Source organism: Actinosynnema sp. NPDC037264, from assembly GCF_055603705.1.
This window is the reverse complement of record NZ_JBVJVK010000005.1, coordinates 73,072-90,715: the sequence shown is the minus strand read 5'-3', so window position 1 is coordinate 90,715 and position 17,644 is coordinate 73,072. Positions and strand designations below refer to the sequence as shown.

Annotated in this window: 16 protein-coding genes; 7 read left to right on the top strand and 9 right to left on the bottom strand. The window is 73.5% G+C overall.

Features of this window, described 5'->3' with window-relative positions:
• The first annotated feature begins 200 nt into the window (after window positions 1–200).
• Window positions 201–776, top strand: a complete 576-nt coding sequence (locus ACZ7GX_RS08385; protein ID WP_498774264.1) for a Uma2 family endonuclease — start codon at window positions 201–203, stop codon at window positions 774–776.
• On the opposite strand, the gene ACZ7GX_RS08380 is transcribed toward ACZ7GX_RS08385, so the two are convergent.
• The 5 genes from ACZ7GX_RS08380 to ychF all read right to left on the bottom strand — a co-directional run bounded on the left by ACZ7GX_RS08380 (window position 760) and on the right by ychF (window position 3,177).
• Window positions 760–1,182 (bottom strand): type II toxin-antitoxin system death-on-curing family toxin, encoded by a 423-nt coding sequence (locus tag ACZ7GX_RS08380; protein WP_498774262.1) that lies wholly within the window; start codon window positions 1,180–1,182, stop codon window positions 760–762. The genes ACZ7GX_RS08385 and ACZ7GX_RS08380 overlap by 17 nt on opposite strands.
• A complete protein-coding gene (locus ACZ7GX_RS08375; RefSeq protein ID WP_498774260.1) occupies window positions 1,179–1,382 on the bottom strand; it encodes a CopG family transcriptional regulator in 204 nt (67 codons plus the stop codon). The genes ACZ7GX_RS08380 and ACZ7GX_RS08375 overlap by 4 nt, the downstream gene beginning before the upstream one ends.
• A 77-nt stretch (window positions 1,383–1,459) precedes the next feature.
• Window positions 1,460–1,714, bottom strand: a complete 255-nt coding sequence (locus tag ACZ7GX_RS08370) for a Txe/YoeB family addiction module toxin (RefSeq protein WP_498774258.1) — start codon at window positions 1,712–1,714, stop codon at window positions 1,460–1,462.
• Window positions 1,711–1,992, bottom strand: coding sequence for a type II toxin-antitoxin system Phd/YefM family antitoxin (locus ACZ7GX_RS08365; RefSeq protein WP_498774256.1), 282 nt, complete (start codon window positions 1,990–1,992; stop codon window positions 1,711–1,713). The genes ACZ7GX_RS08370 and ACZ7GX_RS08365 overlap by 4 nt, the downstream gene beginning before the upstream one ends.
• A 105-nt stretch (window positions 1,993–2,097) precedes the next feature.
• Window positions 2,098–3,177: a redox-regulated ATPase YchF gene (gene ychF, locus ACZ7GX_RS08360; RefSeq protein WP_498774254.1), complete on the bottom strand. Its 1,080-nt coding sequence runs from the start codon at window positions 3,175–3,177 to the stop codon at window positions 2,098–2,100.
• A gap of 80 nt (window positions 3,178–3,257) precedes the next feature.
• Here ychF and ACZ7GX_RS08355 point away from each other — a divergent pair, with 80 nt between their 5' ends.
• The 3 genes from ACZ7GX_RS08355 (at window position 3,258) to ACZ7GX_RS08345 (ending at window position 5,578) form a co-directional block, all read left to right on the top strand.
• A complete protein-coding gene (locus tag ACZ7GX_RS08355; protein ID WP_498774252.1) occupies window positions 3,258–4,526 on the top strand; it encodes a bifunctional transcriptional activator/DNA repair enzyme AdaA in 1,269 nt (422 codons plus the stop codon).
• Window positions 4,523–5,020, top strand: a complete 498-nt coding sequence (locus ACZ7GX_RS08350) for a methylated-DNA--[protein]-cysteine S-methyltransferase (protein ID WP_498774250.1) — start codon at window positions 4,523–4,525, stop codon at window positions 5,018–5,020. The genes ACZ7GX_RS08355 and ACZ7GX_RS08350 overlap by 4 nt, the downstream gene beginning before the upstream one ends.
• 117 nt (window positions 5,021–5,137) lie before the next feature.
• Window positions 5,138–5,578, top strand: coding sequence for a DUF6326 family protein (locus ACZ7GX_RS08345; protein ID WP_498774248.1), 441 nt, complete (start codon window positions 5,138–5,140; stop codon window positions 5,576–5,578).
• Between the two features lie 6 nt (window positions 5,579–5,584).
• On the opposite strand, the gene ACZ7GX_RS08340 is transcribed toward ACZ7GX_RS08345, so the two are convergent.
• Both ACZ7GX_RS08340 and ACZ7GX_RS08335 read right to left on the bottom strand, forming a co-directional pair.
• A complete protein-coding gene (locus ACZ7GX_RS08340) occupies window positions 5,585–6,364 on the bottom strand; it encodes a DUF6542 domain-containing protein (protein ID WP_498774246.1) in 780 nt (259 codons plus the stop codon).
• Between the two features lie 37 nt (window positions 6,365–6,401).
• Complete coding sequence (locus ACZ7GX_RS08335; protein WP_498774244.1) at window positions 6,402–7,340, bottom strand: DNA recombination protein RmuC; 939 nt, start codon at window positions 7,338–7,340, stop codon at window positions 6,402–6,404.
• Between the two features lie 97 nt (window positions 7,341–7,437).
• Here ACZ7GX_RS08335 and ACZ7GX_RS08330 point away from each other — a divergent pair, with 97 nt between their 5' ends.
• From ACZ7GX_RS08330 to ACZ7GX_RS08320, 3 genes are all read left to right on the top strand, one after another.
• Entirely contained in the window at window positions 7,438–8,580 is a 1,143-nt protein-coding gene (locus ACZ7GX_RS08330) for a metallophosphoesterase family protein (protein WP_498774242.1), read from the top strand.
• Window positions 8,577–11,456: an AAA family ATPase gene (locus ACZ7GX_RS08325; protein ID WP_498774240.1), complete on the top strand. Its 2,880-nt coding sequence runs from the start codon at window positions 8,577–8,579 to the stop codon at window positions 11,454–11,456. Before ACZ7GX_RS08330 ends, ACZ7GX_RS08325 begins: the two co-directional genes overlap by 4 nt.
• A 203-nt stretch (window positions 11,457–11,659) precedes the next feature.
• On the top strand, window positions 11,660–12,568 hold the full coding sequence (locus ACZ7GX_RS08320) for a PLL family lectin (protein WP_498774238.1): 909 nt from the start codon (window positions 11,660–11,662) through the stop codon (window positions 12,566–12,568).
• Between the two features lie 71 nt (window positions 12,569–12,639).
• Here ACZ7GX_RS08320 and ACZ7GX_RS08315 read toward each other — a convergent pair whose 3' ends face one another.
• A complete protein-coding gene (locus ACZ7GX_RS08315; RefSeq protein ID WP_498774236.1) occupies window positions 12,640–15,516 on the bottom strand; it encodes an AfsR/SARP family transcriptional regulator in 2,877 nt (958 codons plus the stop codon).
• Between the two features lie 243 nt (window positions 15,517–15,759).
• Complete coding sequence (locus tag ACZ7GX_RS08310) at window positions 15,760–17,643, bottom strand: ABC transporter ATP-binding protein (RefSeq protein WP_498774234.1); 1,884 nt, start codon at window positions 17,641–17,643, stop codon at window positions 15,760–15,762.
• Window position 17,644 lies beyond the last annotated feature (1 nt).

Genomic DNA, 17,644 nt, shown 5'->3' with positions numbered 1-17,644 from the left:
TTGCGCCTGGCCAGACGAAGGAAAAAGAGGGGGCGTCGAGCTTCTCAGACGAGCGGTCGGGGGGGGGGGCCCCCCCCCCCCCCCCCCCCCCCGAGGTCTGTTCACGGCTCGGTGCTCCGCCCCACCGGTCCGTCGTCGTGGTCGCGCCATGCCATCGTGCGACTACCAGGGCACCTGCTCACGACCTAGCGTCCACCGCCATGAACACCTTGCCCGGTTGGATGTGCCCGCCACGGGAGGAAGGCTGGTTCGCCGAAGACCTGGACCTCCTGACCGACGCTCCCCGCCACACCGAACTGATCGACGGAACGCTCGTCTTCCGGATCTACCCGCAGCGGTCGTGGCACAGCCGCCTCCTCTCCGAGCTCACCCGTGCGCTCGACGACGTGGCACCCCGCGGCATCGAGGCCGTGCAGGGGATGACCGTGCGACTCGACGCCCGGAACCGCCCGGAAGCCGACGTCATCGTGACGTCCTCGCCCTACGACCCCGACCAGACGTGGTTCGAGCCCGTCGACGTGCTGCTGGTGGCAGAGGTCGTCTCAGCCGAGTCCGCCTTCCGCGACCGCACGGTGAAGCTGCGCAAGTACGCGGCGGCCGGCATCCGGCACTACTGGCTGGTCGAGGACGAGGCCGGCGGCCCGGTCGTGCACGTCTACGAGCTGGACGAGCCGACCAAGTCCTACGCGCCCACCGGCGTGTTCCGCGACTCGCTGCACCTCACCGTGCCGTTCGAGATCGACCTCGACCTGGCCAAGCTCATGCCGGGTCGGTGAACCGGAACTCCGGCGCGGCGCGGGGAGGCGTCGGGTCGGGCTTGGTCCAGCCGGCCAGGCGCGCGGCGGCTTCCGGGTGGCCGATCCCACTGGTCGCGAGCGCGATCACCAGGTCGTAGGCGTCGTCCTCCGGCGCGTCCAGGTCGATCCCGTTGAGGCCGTAGAAGACGAACGCCGACATCCACCCCAGCCGCTTGTTCCCGTCGATCAACGGGTGGTTGCGCAGGACCGACTCCAGCAGCACGGCGGCCTTCTCGTGCACGCCCTCGTACGCGTCCTGCCCCATCAGCGACGACCGCGGCCGGTGGGCGGCGGAGTCCAGCAGGCCCACGTCGCGGACCTGGGGCACGCCCAAGTCGTCCGCGAGCGCCAGCAGGTCCTCCAGGGTCAGGTACTCCACGGTCACTGCGCGAGCCGGTCGAGCAGCCCCGCGTACCGCGCGCGCCCCTCAGCGGAGAGGCCTCGTACACGGTCCTGGCGGACCCGGCGTGCGGCGGCGTCGGCGATCGCGCGCACCACGGCCTCGCGCTTGCTCACCCCGTCCGCCTCGGCGAGCAGGGCGAGCGCGCGTTCCTGCTCGTCGGACAGCCGCAACGTCATCGCCATGCCGTGATGCCACCAATGTGGTAGCAAGATCCGGTCGCAGTTCCCGGGTACGCCGGCTCCGGGCAACTCTCCCTCGATCAGTAGTGATAACGGGCCGCGAGGATGACGATCTCGTCGTTGACGACGAGGTAGACCAGCCGGTGCTCGTCATCGATCCGCCGCGACCAAGCACCCGGGAGGTGGTGCTTGAGCGGTTCGGGCTTGCCGATCCCGGTGAACGGGTCGCGGAGGACGTCCTCGATGAGCTTGTCGATCCGGGCGAGCGTCTTGCGGTCGTTCTTGAGCCAGGACGTGCAGTCCTCCCGGCCGTGCTCTTCGAAGAAGAGCCTCACTCGCCACCCTTGTCCGCGTCTGCCGCATCCGGGGCGATCAGCGCGCGCTCGGAGAAGTTGATCCGGCTCAACGCGTTCTCGTAGGCCTTGAGCAGCCGACGAGCGTTCGCGGGCGAGCGCAGGAGGTAGGAGCCTTCGCGCAGGGCGGCGTAGTCCTGGGCGGAAACCAGCACGGCGTTTCCGTGCTTGGACACGATCTCGACGGCGTCGTGGTCCTCGTTGACCCTCTTGATCAGGGGAAACAGGTCTCTACGGGCCTCGCTCGCGGTGATGGACACGACGGGCACCCCTCTTCTCTGGTACCGGATATCGAACCACCCGGGAGGACGGTGGGGCATGCCGAGGAGGCCGGACGAGCTGTCCGACCTCCTTCGATCAACCGGTCAGACGTTGAAGCGGAACTCCACCACGTCGCCGTCGACCATGACGTAGTCCTTGCCCTCGATGCGGACCTTGCCGGCGGCCTTCGCGGCGGCCATGGAGCCCGCCTCCACCAGGTCGGTGAACGAGACCACCTCGGCCTTGATGAAGCCGCGCTCGAAGTCCGTGTGGATCACCCCGGCCGCCTGCGGCGCGGTCGCGCCCTTCGGGATCGTCCAGGCCCGCGACTCCTTCGGACCCGCGGTCAGGTAGGTCTGCAGGCCCAGGGTGTGGAAGCCCGCCCGCGCCAACGAGTACAGGCCCGGCTCGTGCTGCCCGATCGACTCCAGCAGCTCGCGCGCGGACTCCTCGTCCAGCTCCAGCAGCTCCGCCTCGACCTTGGCGTCGAGGAACACCGCGTCCGCGGGCGCCACCAGCTCGCGCAGCTCCTTGAGCTTCGCCTCGTCGGTGAGCACGGCCTCGTCGGCGTTGAACACGTACAGGAACGGCTTCGAGGTCAGCAGGCTCAGCTCGCGCAGCAGCTCACCGTCCACTTCGGACTGCGCGGCGAACAGCGTGCGCCCGCCGTCGAGGACCTCGCGCGCCTTCTGCGCCGCCTCCAGCGCGGGACGGCGGTCCTTCTGCGTGCGGGCTTCCTTCTCGAGCCTCGGGATGGCCCGCTCCAGGGTCTGGAGGTCGGCCAGGATCAACTCGGTGTTGATCGTCTCGATGTCGGCGGCCGCGTCGACGCGACCGTCGACGTGGATCACGTCGGAGTCGTCGAAGACCCGGATGACCTGGCAGATCGCGTTCGCCTCGCGGATGTTGGCGAGGAACTTGTTCCCCAACCCCGCGCCTTCGGACGCCCCCTTCACGATGCCCGCGATGTCGACGAACGACACCACCGCCGGCACTTCGCGCTCGGAGCCGAAGATGTCCGCCAACTTCGCCAGGCGGGCGTCCGGCAGCGGCACCACGCCGACGTTCGGCTCGATGGTCGCGAACGGGTAGTTCGCCGCCAGCACGTCGTTGCGCGTGAGGGCGTTGAACAGGGTGGACTTGCCGACGTTGGGCAGGCCGACGATACCGAGGGTCAAACTCACGGTGGGTGAGTCTACGCGCCCCCAACGCCGTGTCCGATTCCCGCGAGACCCCACGTCCCGCCCCTGGCAGAGTGGGTCGCATGCTCCTCGACGACGAACGCGCCTACCGGGCCGTCGCCGCCCGCGACGCCCGCTTCGACGGGTGCTTCATCCTCGCGGTGCGCACGACCCGGATCTACTGCCGGCCGTCCTGCCCCGCCGTGACGCCGAAGCGCCGCAACGCCGAGTTCTACCCGACCGCGGCGGCGGCGCAGTCCGCCGGCTACCGGGCGTGCCGGCGGTGCCTGCCCGACGCCGTGCCCGGCTCGCCGGAGTGGAACCTGCGCGCCGACCTGGCCGCCCGCGCCATGCGCCTGATCTCCGACGGCGTGGTGGAGCGGGAGGGCGTGCCGGGGCTCGCGGCGCGCCTGGGCTACTCCGAGCGCCACCTGACCCGCGTGCTGACCGCCGAGCTGGGCGCCGGACCGCTGGCGCTGGCACGTGCGCACCGCGCGCACTCCGCGAGGCTGCTGATCGAGACGACGGACCTGTCGTTCGCGGACATCGCGTTCGCGGCCGGTTTCGCCAGCGTGCGGCAGTTCAACGACACGATCCGGGCGGTGTTCGCGGCCACGCCGTCGGCGATGCGCTCGACCCGTGCCGCGTCGACCACGCCGGGCCGCATCACGCTGCGCCTGCCGTACCGGCCGCCGTTCGACGCGGCGGGGCTGCTGGCGTACTTCCGGGCGCACGCGATCCCGGGCGTCGAGCACGTGACGGACCGCTGCTACGCGCGGTCGTTGCGCCTGCCGCACGGCCAGGCGACCGTGCTGCTGGAGCCCGCGGCGGGGCACGTGTCGTGCTCGTTGCGGTTGACCGACCTGCGCGACCTGGGCAGCGCGGTGAGCCGGGTGCGGCGGCTGCTGGACCTGGACGCCGACCCGGTGGCGGTGGACGACTTCCTGGCCGCCGACCCGGCGTTGCGGCCGTCGGTCGTCGCCCGGCCGGGCGTGCGGCTGCCGGGGAGCGTCGACGGCGCGGAGACCCTGCTCAGGGCGCTCGGCCACGACGCGCCGGGCGAGCCGTTGGAACAACCCGACGGTCCGGTGACACACCTGTACCCGGCGCCCTCGGCGATCGACTCGCCGGTGGCGCGGGCCTTGGCCGACGGCACGTTGCGGGTCGACGTCGGCCGTGACGCGGACGAGCTGCACGCCGAGCTGTCGGCGTTCCCCGGCGTCGGCCGCGAGGTCGCCTCGTACGTGGTGATGCGCGTGCTCGGCGCCCCTGACATCCCTTTGACCAGCGACAACATCGCGTGGCGCCCGTGGCGCTCGTACGCCGCGATGCACTTGAGGAGGACCGCGTGAGCACCGGCCACGTGTCGACCGTCGACACCCCGATCAGCCCTTTCACCACCGTCGTCGCCATGGACGGCGCCGTCCTGGCCAGCGGGTGGACCGCGGACGTGGACGAGCTGCTGCCCCAGGTCTCGCCGTCACTGCGCCCGACGACCCTCGCGCACCGCCGCGACCTGGGCGCGGTGACCAGGGCCGTGCGCGCCTACCACGCGGGCGACCTGGACGCGATCGCCGACGTCCCGGTCCGGCAGCGCGGGGGCGAGTTCATGCAGCAGGCGTGGGAGGCGCTGCGAACCGTCGCGGCGGGCAAGCCGGTCAGCTACGCCGACTACGCCCTGCTCGCGGGCAGGCCGTCCGCGGTGCGCGCCGCCGCGACCGCGTGCGCCCGCAACGCGGCCACCCTGTTCGTGCCGTGCCACCGGGTGATCCGCACCGGCGGCGCGATCGGCAACTTCCGCTGGGGCGCGGACGTGAAGCGCTGGCTGCTCGCCCACGAGTCCTGACCGGAAGTACCGCTCGGGCATTGGCCGACCGGCCGGGAGGACGTCGGCCGAGAGCCCGATGTGGTCCGCGCCCGGCACGATCACGCTGGACCTCCGGAGCCCCCACAGGAGGAGCGGATGGCCGTGCGGACGACACCTGGGAAGCAGTACCGGGACACCCCGGTCGACGTGAAGCTCGTGCTCGGCGCGCTGTGGACGGCGGTGCTGTTCACGTTCGCCTACGTCGACATCTTCGGGTTCTACCGCGCCGACGTCCTCGACGCCGCGCTCGACGGCGAGGTGGCGGGCACGCCGTTCGCGGTCGACCAGGTGTTCCTGGTCTCGACCTTGATCTACCTCCTGCCGCCGATCCTGATGGTGGTCCTGTCGCTCGTGCTCGAGGCACGGGTCAACCGGATCGTCACCATCGTCGTCGGCGTGCTCTACGCGATCACCCTGATCGCGTCGTGCGTCGGCGAGACGTGGGTCTACTACCTCGTCGGCAGCGCCGTGGAGGTGGCGCTGGTCGCCGTCATCGTCCGCCTCGCCTGGAAGTGGCCGGTCGCGCCCGGTCGGTGACGCCCGTCAGGCCTCGTCGCGCGGGGGGCGGGGACGGCGAGGCGGCCGGGCGCCGTCACGCGGCGGGGCCGGGCGCCGGGGGCGGTCCGGGGAGCCGGCCGGCGGGCGGGGGCGCTGGGGGCGGTCCTCGTCGGTGGCCGGGCGGCGGCGGTCCGCGGGCGCTTCGCCGCGGTCGGCGCGGGGGCGCTTCTTCGGGCGGTCCTCCGGCTCCGGCTTCTCGGCGCGGGCCGGGCGGTCGGGGCGGTCCTGGCGGTCGGCGCGGCGGGGCTTGTCCGGCTTCCGCTTCGCCTCCCGCTTCTCGTCCTTGGTCGGCCGGTTCGGGTCCTTCTGCGTCGTCACGCGGACGATGCCGATGATCACCGTGCACGCCGTCGTGATCGCCATCGCCGGGAAACCGTCGATCAACGGCTTGCCCAGCGCCAGGCCGACCGCCGCCAGCCCGCCACCGGGCATGCCCTGCGTCAGCATCACCAGGACCGGCACCACGATCGCCAGCACCAGCGGCGGCTGGACGACCGGGCCGAACATCGAGCGCCGCTCGACGAACACCACCGCGCCGACGCAGCCCACGAAGAACGTGACGGCGAACACCCAGCCCACGGTGTGCGCGGCCGAGTTGACGTCGACGAACGTGCCGACGATGGCCACCACGAACGCGATGAGCACCGCGGCCCACCAGGGCAGACCCCGGAAGCTGCCGAACATGGCGCGGTCGTTCCAGCGGACGGCGGTGTACTCGTCGTCCTCCGGCTCGCTGCGCGAGTCGTCACGCATTGCAGCGGTCACGCACACTCCTCGTTCGGCTCAGTCCCGACACACTCTATTACGCCTCCCGGGCGTCCAAGGGTGCACCGAGGCCCGCCTCGTCCGTCCGCCGCACCAGCGGCAGGGGTGTGACGTCGGACGACGCGTTGCTCAACGGCTCGACGGCCGCCCGGAAACCCTCCAACGCGTCCAGCTCGCGCCGCCGCGCCGACAGGAACCGCTGCAGGTGCGTGCTCGACAGGTTCACCGCGTCGATGGCGCCGTCGGCCGCCCGGTGCGCCCGCGACGCCGCCGCCCTGACCTGCTCGACGTCGTCGGCCAGCGCGCGGTCGGTCACCGCGAACATCGCCGCCGACGCGATCACCGCGAACCCGGTCGGCCCGCACAGGAACACCCGCCGGTCGAGCAGCCACCGCAGCAGCTCGGGGTCCGTGTCCAGGGCCGCGACCACCGCGCCGTCGTTCGGCACGAACATGATCGTGCCGTAGATGGCGTCGGCCCACCGCTGGTAGCCCTTGCCCGCCAGCTCCGCGGCCCGCGCCCGGATGTTGCGCACGTGCACGCGCAGCGCGTCGACGCGCTCGGTCGCGTCGTCGGTCTCCACCGCCTCCGCCCACGTGGCCATGCTCATCTTCGCGTCCACCGGCACCCGCCGACCGCCGCCGACGTTGAGCACCAGGTCCGGCCGCACCGAACCGCCGCCCGCCACGTCCACCTGCAGGTCGAAGTGGATCCCCTCGCGCAGGCCGAGCACCCGCGCCGTCTCCACCAGCACCTTCTCGCCGAGCTCGCCGCGTCCGCTGACCGAGGAGAACGCCACCTCGTAGCGCTGCAACGCCGCCCACTGCGCGTCGCCGCGTTCCCGTTCGGCCCGCACCGCGGCCAGCGCGGCGTCGGTGCGCCGCACGCTGTCCTGGTAGAGCCGCCACAGGAACACCAACGCACCCGCGAGCAGGAGCGCCACGACCACCGCCGCCGTGCTGAGGACCGCCGTCATCCCCCGATCATCGCGCACAGGTGTCCGACCACACGTTCGAGCGACACGCCGAGCGGGTTGGACGATCAGAGGGCCCGCCGGCCCTAGCGTGGCCGACGTGTTGATCCTGCACACGTCCGACTGGCACGTGGGGCGCACCTTCCACGGCCGTGACCTGCTGCAAGAGCAGGAAGCGGTGCTCAGCGGCCTCGCCGACACGGTGTCGGACGAACGGGTCGACGCGGTCGTCGTGGCGGGGGACCTGTTCGACCGGGCCGTGCCGAACGCGGAAGCCGTCGCGGTGTGCTCCCGGGTGCTCAAGCGACTCCGCGAGGCGGGCGCGAAGATCGTGATCACGCCGGGCAACCACGACTCGGCGGCCCGGCTGGGCTTCCTCGGCGCGTTCGCCGAGGCGGGCGGCCTGCACCTGCGCACGCGGGTGGCCGAGCTGCACGACCCGGTGCTGTTCGCCGACGAGCACGGTCCGGTGGCGGTCTACGGGATCCCGTTCCTGGAACCGGAGACGGCGCGGCACACGCTCGGCGTGGAGGCCAAGGGCCACGGCGGCGTGCTCACCGAGGCGATGCGGCGGATCAAGCTGGACCTCGCGGCCCGACCGGGCACCCGGTCGGTGGTGATGGCGCACGCGTTCGTGACCGGCGGCGAGCCGTGCGAGTCGGAGCGCACGATCGCGGTGGGCGGCGTGCAGGACGTGTCGGGCGCGGTGTTCGCCGGGGTCGACTACGTGGCGCTGGGCCACCTGCACGGCCAGCAGACGTTGGCCGAGCACCTGCGGTACTCGGGCAGCCCGGTGGCGTACTCGTTCTCCGAGGCGCGGCACCACAAGTCGGTGTGGCTGGTCGAGCTGGGCGCGGGCGGACTGGCCGGGGTGCAGCGGAGGTCGCTGCCGGTGCCCCGCGCGCTGTCGGCGGTGAGCGGCTCGCTCGACGACCTGCTGCTCGACCCGGACCACGAGCCGGTCGAGGACCACTTCCTCTCGGTCACGCTGACCGACCGGGTGCGCCCGCTGGACGCGTTGCGCCGCTTGCAGAAGCGGTTCCCGCACGCGGTGCACGTGGAGTGGCGGCCGGAGGGCGGGCGGACCGGCGAGCTGCGGTTCGCCGAACGGGTGCGCGGCCGCGGCGACGAGGAGATCGCCTGCTGCTTCGTCGAGGACGTGCGCGGCGACCAGCCCGGCCCGCGCGAGCTGGACCTGCTGCGCGAGGCGTTCGCCGCGGCTGCCCGGGAGGACGAGTCGTGAAGCTGCACCGGTTGGCGGTCAGCGGGTTCGGCCCGTACGCGCGGCTCGAGGAGGTCGACTTCGACCTGCTCGGCGCGGACGGCCTGTTCCTCCTGCACGGCGACACGGGCGCGGGCAAGACGACGCTGCTCGACGCGGTGGCGTTCGCGCTGTTCGGCAAGGTCCCCGGCGCGCGCGGCGACGTGAAGCGGCTGCGCTGCGACTATGCCGACCGCGACACCCCCACGTACGTGGAGCTGGAGCTGACCGTGCGCGGCAGGCGGTTCCGGATCAAGCGCAGCCCCGAGTACGAGCGGCCGAAGAAGCGCGGCGACGGCGCGACCCGGCAGCAGGCGCAGGTGTCGCTGACGTGGGTCAGCGGGTGGACCGGCGAGGGGCACAGCCGCATCGACGACGTGGCCCGCGAGGTCGAGGGCCTGCTCGGGATGACGGCCGAGCAGTTCTTCCAGGTGGTGCTGCTGCCGCAGGGCGAGTTCGCCCGGTTCCTGCGCGCGGAGACGGCCGAGCGGGAGAAGCTGCTGGAGAAGCTGTTCGGCACGGAGCGGTTCCTGGACGTGGAGAAGTGGTTCCGGGAACGCCGCGCCGAACGCAGGCGCGAGGTCGCGCAGCTCGGCCAGGAGCACCGCGACCTGACGCTGAAGGTCGCCGAGGTCGCGCTGGAGGAGCTGCCCGAGGGCGGCGGCGACCAGGAGTGGCTCAGCTCCCTGCTCAAGCGGCTGGACGAGGACGAGCGCGACGCCGAGCGGCTCTCGGCCGAGGCCTCCGGGCGGCGCGCCGCGGCCGAGCGGGAGTGGCAGGAGGCGCGGGCGCGGCACGAGCGGGTCCGCCGGGTGCGCGACGCGCGCCGCCACCTCGACCGGTTCGCCGAGGTGGAGCCGAGCCTGCGGGCGTGGGTCGCCGAACGCGACGCGGCCCGGCAGGCGGCGGTCGTGGCGCCCGCGCAGGACCGCGCGGTGAAGCTGGCGCGCGAGCTCGACGCCGCCGTCGCCCAGGAGCGGGCGGCGGCCGCGGCCGTGTCCGCCCTCGGCTACGAGGGCTCCGACCTGCGCGGCGACGCCGAACGCCTGCGCGAGGAGGCGGGCGGGCTCACGAGCCTGGCCGCCGAAGCCGAGCGGCAGCGCGTCGACCAGCGGCGGATCGCACAGCTGGACCGCGACGTCGCCACCACGTCCCAGCGGCTGGCCGCCCTGGTCACCCAGCTGGACGAGGTGCCGCACCGGCTGGCCGCCGCGCGGGGCGCGGTCGAGGAGGCGGCGGAGGCCGCGGCCCGGCTGCCGCAGGTGTCGGGGCTGGCCGCCGCCGCGGCCGAGCTGCCGCGCGTGGAGCGGGCGTTCCGGGAGGCGGACGAGGCGCGGCGGGACGCGGTGGACGCGCAGCAGAAGGCCCGCGAGAAGCTGCTCCGGATCCGCCGGGAACGGCTGGACGGGATGGCGGTCGAGCTGGCCGGCCGGCTGCGCGCGGGCCACGAGTGCCCGGTGTGCGGGTCGGCCGAGCACCCGTCGCCGGCGCAGCCGATGCCGGCCGCGGTGACGGCCCTGGACGAGGACGGCGCCGCCGACGAGGACCAGCGCGCCCTGGACCGGCGGCAGCGGGCCGAGCAGGAGGCGCACCGGCTGGGCGAACGGCTGGCGTTGCTGCGCGAGCAGCTGGGCGACCGGCCGCCGGCCGAGCTGGAGCGCGAGCACCGGTCCGTGGTGGCGTGCGCCGAGCAGTGGGAGAGCAGGCAGGCCGAGCTGGCCGAGCTGGAGACCAAGGTGCAGCGCGCGCTCGACCAGCGTGGCGCGCTGGAACGGGAACTGGCCGAGGCGGGCGCGCAGCGGGCGCAGCTGGTGGAGGCCGTCGAGGAGCGTGGCGCGCGGCTGGAGGAGGCCCGCGGCGACTTCCCGGACGTCGGCACGCGCCGGGCGCACCTCGGCGACCTGGCCGACGCGCTCACCGAGCTGGCCGCGCGTCGCGCCGCCGTGGCCGAGCACGAGGAGCGCCTGGCCGACCAGCGGCTGGAGGTGGCGCGGCTGGCCTCGCTCGCCGGGTTCGCCGACGTGGCCGACGCCCTGGCCGCGGCACGCCCGGCCACCGCCGTCGCCGAGCTGGAGACCCGGATCCGCGACGTCGAGAAGACCCGGACCGCGGCCGAGAGCACGTTGGCCGAGCTGCCCGACACCGACCCGGACGACGAGGTCGACGTGGCGGGCGCGGAGGAGCGGTTCCGGGTGGCGAGCGACGCCGCGACCGAGGCCGCGACGGCGTTGACGAACGCCCGCACGAGGGCCGCGCGCGCCGCCGACCTGGCCGAGCGGCTCCGGGACGCGTGGTTGCGACTGGAGCCCGTGGAGGCCGAGTTCGCCGAGCTGGACGCGTTGACCGACGTGATCAACGGGTCCGGGCAGAACACCAAGAGCATGACCCTGCGCACGTACGTGCTGGCCGCCCGGCTGGAGGAGGTCGCGGTGGCGGCCAGCGCCCGGCTGGAGCGGATGAGCCAGGGCCGCTACCGGTTCGTGCACTCGATCGAGGCCGGTCCGCGCGGCACCCGGGGTGGGCTGGGCCTCGACGTCATGGACGACTACTCGGGGCAGCAGCGACCGGCGAAGACGCTGTCCGGTGGCGAGTCGTTCCTGGCGTCCCTGTCGCTGGCCCTGGGCCTGGCCGACGTGGTCGCGGCGGGCGCCGTGCTGGACACGCTGTTCATCGACGAGGGCTTCGGCACGCTCGACGCCGAGACCCTGGAGCTGGTGATGACCACGCTGGACGAGCTGCGCGCCGGCGGCCGGGTCGTCGGCCTCGTCTCCCACGTGGAGGAGCTGCGGCAGCGCATCCCGACCCGGTTGCGAGTCCGCAAGGCCCGCGAGGGCTCCTCGCTGGAACTCACGGCCTGATTCACGATCGAGGGTCGCCCGGCAGTATTACGTGCTTCGGGAAATTGACGTCGAGTGACCACTCGGCTGAGTGAAGCACAATTTATGCGGAGATCTCGAACCGTGGTGGACCAACGGTTTTTCAACCATTGGGAAACCACTGCCCCGTGCTAGATTCCCTCCTGTTCGGAGTTTTAAACATCGAACTCTGAGGAGATCTTCCGATGAATATCTCATTCACCAGGATGTTGTTCGTCGTGCTCTTGGCGCTGTTCTCGACGAGTGCCACCGCGGCCGCCGCGGAACCCGAAGCGGCGGCGGACAGACAGTGGTCGGGCTGGACCGACCTCGGCGGCGTGGTCACCGCGGGCCCGGCCGTGTCGTCGTGGTCGGAGAACCGGCTCGACGTGTTCGCCCGCGGCACCGACTCGGCCGTCTGGCACCGGTGGTGGAACGGGTCGTCGTGGTCGGGCTGGGAAAGCCTCGGCGGCAACATCATCGACAACCCGGCGGCCGTCTCGTGGGGCCCCAACCGCATCGACCTGTTCGGCCGCGGCACGGACAACCACCTGTGGCACAAGTGGTGGAACGGCTCGTCCTGGTCCGGCTGGGAGGACCTCGGCGGCATCATCACCGCAGGTCCGGCCGTGTCGTCGTGGTCGGCCAACCGGCTGGACGTGTTCGTCAGGGGTTCGGACGGCGCGTTGTGGCACAAGTGGTGGAACGGGTCGTCGTGGTCGGGCTGGGAGAGCCTCGGCGGCGTGTTCATCGACAACCCGGCAGCGGTGTCGTGGGGCGCGAACCGCATCGACGTCTTCGTCGAGGGCCTGAACAACCACCTGTGGCACAAGTGGTGGAACGGCTCGTCCTGGTCCGGCTGGGAAGACCTCGGCGGCGTGATCACCGCGGGCCCGGCGGTGTCGTCGTGGTCGGCCAACCGGCTCGACGTGTTCGCCAAGGGCACCGACAACCAGCTCTGGCACAAGTGGTGGAACGGGTCGTCGTGGTCGGGCTGGGAAAACCTCGGCGGTGTTTTCCTGCACAACCCGGCGGCCGTCTCGTGGGGGCCGAACCGCATCGACGTCTTCGTCGAGGGCACGAACAACCACGTCTACCACAAAGCGTGGTACTGAGCACGGCTGAACATCGCCCGTGAGAACCGCTCCCTTTCCCGCACGCCGGGGAAGGGAGCCGGCGTTCGCCCTTAACCCCGACGATCGACTTTCACCTGGGAGCCGTCGACCGGACGTGCGCCGGGCGCACGGCGCGTCGCGAGCAGCCGGTGCCGGCGGGCGTCGTCCGGCCGGTCCCAGGCCGCGTAGGCGCGGGCGAGGCCGTCGTGGGCGCGTGCCTCCTCGTGCCGGTCGCCCGTGCGGCGGGTCAGCGCCAACGCCTCGTGGTGGTGCTCGACGGCGCGCCCGGGGTCGCCGCCGGCGGTCGCCAGCTCGCCCAGGGTGTCGAGCACCTCGGCCTCCAGGTCCCGGTTGCCGGTCGCGCGTGCGCCCGCGAGCGCCTCGGCCAGGTGCTTCGCGGCGATCTCCCACCGGCCGAGCCGGAGGTGGACCAGCCCCAGGTTCGCCTGCAGGTGGCCCACCAGCGCGTGGTCGTTGTCGACGTCCGGCACGGCCGCCACCGCCCGGTCCATGTGCCGCAACGCCTCCTCGTGCCGCCCCGACGCCTCGTGCACCAGCGCCAGGCTGCACAGCACGGCCGCCTCGCCGCGCCGGTTGCCGATGGCCCTGGCGATGGACAGCGCCTCCTGGAAGGTCCGCTCCGCCTCCTCGTGCCGACCGAGGCGGCGCAGCACGACACCCAGGTGCTTCAGCACGCGACCGGTGAAGCTCACGTCACCGGTCTCCCGCCCGACCGCGACCGCCTGCTCGTGGTGGCGCAACGCCTCCTCGTAACGACCCAGCCGCTCGCACGCCACGCCGAAGCCGGTGAGCGCGGCGCCCTCGGCGGCCCGGTCCGCGCGCCTGCGGCCGGCCACGAGGGCGTGCGTGTGCAGGGCGAGGGACTCGTCGTGGTGGCCGCGGACGTGGAAGTAGGGCCACAGGGTGGCGGTCAGCGCCTCGGCGTGCTCGGCGTCGCCGTGCCGGGCCGCGTGCTCGGCGACCGCGAGGAGGTTCGCCCGCTCGGCCTCCAGCCACCCCACCGCGTCGGCCCGGGTGCGCAGGCAGGGCGGCGCCGGCGCGGACGGCCGCCCGGCGTGGTCGGCGGGGTCGAACAGCCCCATCGCGACCGCCGCCACGCGCACGTAGTGCTCCGCCAGGGCCCGCACGGCCGCGTCCCGCCCGTCGTCGCCGTCCACCTCGGCGGCGAGGCCGCGGGCGTAGGTGCGCAGCAGGTCGTGCATCTGGAACCGGCCGTCGGCCGTGCGCTCCACGAGGTGCGACTGGACCAGGGCGTCGACGTGCCGCCGGGCCGCCGCGTCGTCCGAGCCGGTCAGCGCGGCGATCGCGGCGACGCCGAGTTCCCGGCACGGGTGCGCGCCCAGCAGCCGGAACACCCGCGCGACCGCGGGCGGGAGGTGCCGGTAGGACCACGAGAACGCCGACCGCAGCGCCGCGTGGGGGTCGGCGTCGTCGTCCAGCCGGTCCAGCCGGTCCTGTTCGCGGGTCAGCTCGCCGGCGAGGTCGGCCAGCGAGGCCGCGGGGCGGCCGGTGGCCAGTTCGGCGGCCAGGCGCAGCGCCAGCGGCAACCTCGCGCACAGCTCCACCAGGACGTCCACCGCGCGCGGGTCCGCCGACGCGCGGTCGCCGATCAACGCGCGCAGCAGGTCGCCCGCCTCGTCGGCGGGCAGGAGGTCGAGCCGCAGGCGGGTCGCGCCGTCCTTGGCGATCAGCCCGCGCATCGAGTCGCGGCTGGTCACCAGCACCGCGCAGCCCGGCGACCCGGGCAGCAGCGGCCGGACCTGGGCGGCCGTGCGGGCGTTGTCGAGCACCACGAGCACCCGCCTGCCCGCCAGCCGGGACCGGAAGGCCGCGGACCGCTCGGCCAGGTCCTGCGGGATGTCCCGGGAGTCGACGCCCAGCGCGCGCAGGAAGCCGGACAGGGCGTCACCCGGGCCGACCGGCAGGTCCGGGTCGTAGCCGCGGAGGTTGACGTAGAGCTGCCCGTCGGGGAACCGGTCGCGCACACGCTGCGCCCAGTGCAGCGCCAAGGAGGTCTTGCCGACCCCGCCGGTGCCGGTGACGACCGCGATCGGCGGCGGCTGCCGGTCGTCGGCGCGCACCAGCAGGCCGTCGAGCCGCTCCACGTGCTCGGCACGTCCGGTGAACCCGGCGACGGCGGCCGGCACCTGCGCGGGGCACACCCCGGCCGGGGCCGCCTCCCGCCCGACCGCCAGGTTCGGGTCCTGGTTGAGGATGTCGAGGTGCAGCCGGCGCAGCTCCTCGCCCGGCCGCAGGCCCAGTTCCCGGTCGAGCAGCGCGCGGCCCTCGTCGTAGACGTCCAGCGCCTCCGCCTGGCGGCCCGCCCGGTACAGCGCGGTCATCAGCGCGCCGCGCAACCGTTCCCGGAACGGGTGCCGCGCGACCAACCCGGTCAGCGCGACCGCCGCCTCCTCGTGCGACCCCAGCGCCGACAACGCCGCCGCGTGCCCTTCCAGCGCCGTCAGCCTGCGCTCGACCAGCCGGGCCTTGACGGCGTCCGCGTCGGGGCCGGCCAGGTCGCGGAACGGGTCGCCGCGCCACAGCTCCAACGCCTCGGCGAACGCCGCCACGGCCTGCCGGTGCGAGCCCGCGTCACCGTGCCGCCGTCCCGCGCGGACCAGGTCCTCGAACCGGTGCGCGTCGAGTCCGCCCTCCGCCACCCGGACCCGGTAGCCGGCCCGACCGCCGTCGATCCACTCGCCGGCGAGCAGCCGGCGCAGCTGCCAGACGTAGGTCTTGGTGTTCTTCTCCGCCGACGCGGGCGCGCCCTCCGGCCAGAGGGCCTCGACCAGCCGCTCGACGCTCACCCACTCGTCCGCGTGCAGCAGGAGCGTGGCCAGCAGCACCCGCGGTTTCCGGGCGTCGACGGGCACCCGCACACCGTCGGACCGCACGACGTCGACCGCGCCCAGGACCCGGAACAGCACTCGGCACACTCCCTGCGCCCCGGCTCCCCACGGCCGAGGCGGCACCGAAGGTAGCGCACACCGGACCCCGGTCGTAGACCGTCGCTGTACCGCCGCTGTACCGGCGTGCGCCAGGCTCGACCGCGCGGTTCGCCGGCCGTGACCTTCGCTGGGGGGAGGGCCACGGCCACGAGCTGACCGGGCGGCGGGCGCCGGGCGGCACCCTCCACCCGCCGCCCGGTCACGACCGCCGCGCACCCCCGGCTAGGACGCGAGCAGCCCGCCCCGGTACGCGGAGGCCTGCAGCTCGAACAGCTCGAAGTAGTGCCCCCGCAACGCCATCAGCTGCTCGTGCGTGCCCTGCTCGACGACCCGGCCCTGGTCGAGCACGACGATCCGGTCGGCGTTGCGGATGTTCGCCAGCCGGTGCGTCACCAGGATCGTGGTGCGCCGCGCGGTCGCCTCGCGCAGGCCCTCGAACACCCTCGCCTCCGCCTTGGCGTCCAGCGCGGCCGTCGGCTCGTCGGCCACGAGCACCGCCGCGTCCCGGTACATGCCGCGCGCGATGCCCATCCGCTGCCACTGCCCGCCGGACAGGTCCTGCCCGTCGTTGAACTGCCGCGACAGCACGGTGTCCGGCCCCGCGGGCAGGCTCGCCAGGACCTCGTCCGCGCCCGACTTCGCCACCGCCTCCTGCCACGCCTCGTCGTCCTCGCGCTCCAGCCGCCCGACCGTCACGTTGTGCCGGGCGGTCATCGGCCACTGCGCCGGGTCCTGCGCGATCACCGCGATGGACGAGTGCACCGAGTGCGGGTCCGCCTCGGCCAGGTCGACGCCGTCCCACGCGACCGTGCCCGACGACGCCGGGTACAGGCCGGTCAGCACCTTGCCGAGGGTCGTCTTGCCCGACCCGTTCTCCCCCACCAGCGCGATGACCTCGCCGCGCGCCACGGTCAGGTTCACCTCCCGCAACGCGGGCTTCGGCGCGCCCGGGTAGGTGAACGAGACGTCCGTCAGCGTGATCTCCTCCGGGTCCTCCGGCGCCTTCACCGGCGAGCTGCCCTGGGCCCGTTCCGCGCCTTCGACCAGCAGCTTGCGGTAGAAGTCGATGTAGAACGAGTCCTCGTAGAGCGAGTTGACCGCCCGGGTCGTCGACGCCAGCGACGAGAAGCCGGTGCGCATGGCCAGCACCGCCGTGCCCGCCAGCGCCAGCTCCATGCCGCCGGTGTGCAGCAGGAAGCCCAGCACGACGTAGGCGATCGCGGTGCCGACGCCGGCCAGCGCGCGTCCGGTCAACCGCACCATGTTCGTGCGGTGCGCCATCCGGATCTCGTCGGCCATGAGGCTCTCCGCGATGCGCCGGTGCTCGCCGAGCAGGCGTTCCTGCAACGTCAGCGCGTGCCGTTCCAGCGCGAAGTCGCGGTCGGTGGCGACCTCCTCCACCACGCCCTTGCGCGTGTTGCGGGTCACCGAGTCGAGGAAGTGCTCGTAGCGCAGCTTGGACGCCCGCGCCGACGCCCAGGCGTTCGCGAACGCGGCCAGCAGCAGCGCCGGCGCCAGCCACGGGTTGAGGAACCCGACCGTGACCACGGCCGCGGTCAGCGAGATGCCGCCGGAGAGCAGGTCCGCCAGGTACCGCAGGCTGCTCTCCAGCGAGCGGACGCCACGCCGGCCGCCCTGGCGGGCCAGCTCGCGGAAGTCGGCGTCCTCGAAGGCGAGGAGCTGGGCGCGGACCAGGATGGCGGTGACCTCGTCGTTCGCCTCACGCGTGACCCTAGGCCGGAGCGAACTCTGCACCGCCGCGACCGCCGTGTCGAGCAACGCGCGGAGCACGAACGACCCGACCACCACCGCCAACGCGGGCAGCGCCTGCGTCACGCGCTCCGGCGTCGGGCCGTCACGCAGCAGCGCGGAGAACACGTCGGCCGTGGCGAGCAGCCCGAACGCGGTCACGCAACCGGACAGCACGTGCACCACGCCCGCCGCCACCGTGAGCCGGGGCGACGTGCGCCAGGCGAGCCGAACCACCATCGCCACCGCCGACGGCAGGCTCTTGAGGGCCTTGCCCAAGCTCACCGACGTCCCACCACGACGACGGGCCCACTTGGGGGTGGCGACGTTCTCCACCCCGATCAGCACGCTGCTCATC